This window comes from Devosia chinhatensis (assembly GCF_000969445.1).
Classification (GTDB): Bacteria; Pseudomonadota; Alphaproteobacteria; order Rhizobiales; family Devosiaceae; genus Devosia; species Devosia chinhatensis.
This window is the reverse complement of sequence record NZ_JZEY01000046.1, coordinates 1-488: the sequence shown is the minus strand read 5'-3', so window position 1 is coordinate 488 and position 488 is coordinate 1. Positions and strand designations below refer to the sequence as shown.

Annotated in this window: 1 protein-coding gene; it reads right to left on the bottom strand. The window is 58.2% G+C overall.

Features of this window, described 5'->3' with window-relative positions; genetic code table 11:
• Positions 1-25 precede the first annotated feature (25 nt).
• Positions 26-488: hypothetical protein (locus VE26_RS19075; RefSeq protein ID WP_210165398.1), on the bottom strand; the 463-nt coding region annotated here is incomplete at its 5' end.

The window sequence follows — 488 nt, the reverse complement described above, 5'->3', positions numbered from 1 at the left end:
CTCCCTTTTCCTCCTCTGCCTTCTTCTATTCCTCCTCCCTCTCTTTTCCCTCCTTCTCTCTTCCTTCCTTTTCTTCTTCCTCCTTTCCCTCTTTCCCCTTTTCCCCTTCTCCCCTCACTTCCTCTTCCTTTTTCTCCTTTTCTTTTTCTTTCTTTTCTCTTCTCCTTTCCTTTTTTCCCCCCTCCCTCTCCTCTTTTCCCCTCCCTTCTGCTTCTTTTCTTCTCTCTCCTTCCCCCTTCCCTCCTTCTCCTTTCTCCACCTTTCCCCCTCCCCCCCTCCTCCCTCTGCCTGTTTTCTCCCGTTTCCCACTTCCTCCTTCCTCTCCTGTCTCCTCTTGCCCACCTCTGCCGCCCTCCCTTCCCGTCCGCTCTCCCACCCGTCTCCGTTGCCCCCCCCTCCCTCCCCCCCTTCCCCTCCCCTTTCCCCCTCCTTCTTCTCCCCTTCCTCCCCCTCTCCCCCCTCCTCCCTCTCCCCCCCTCCCCTCCCCC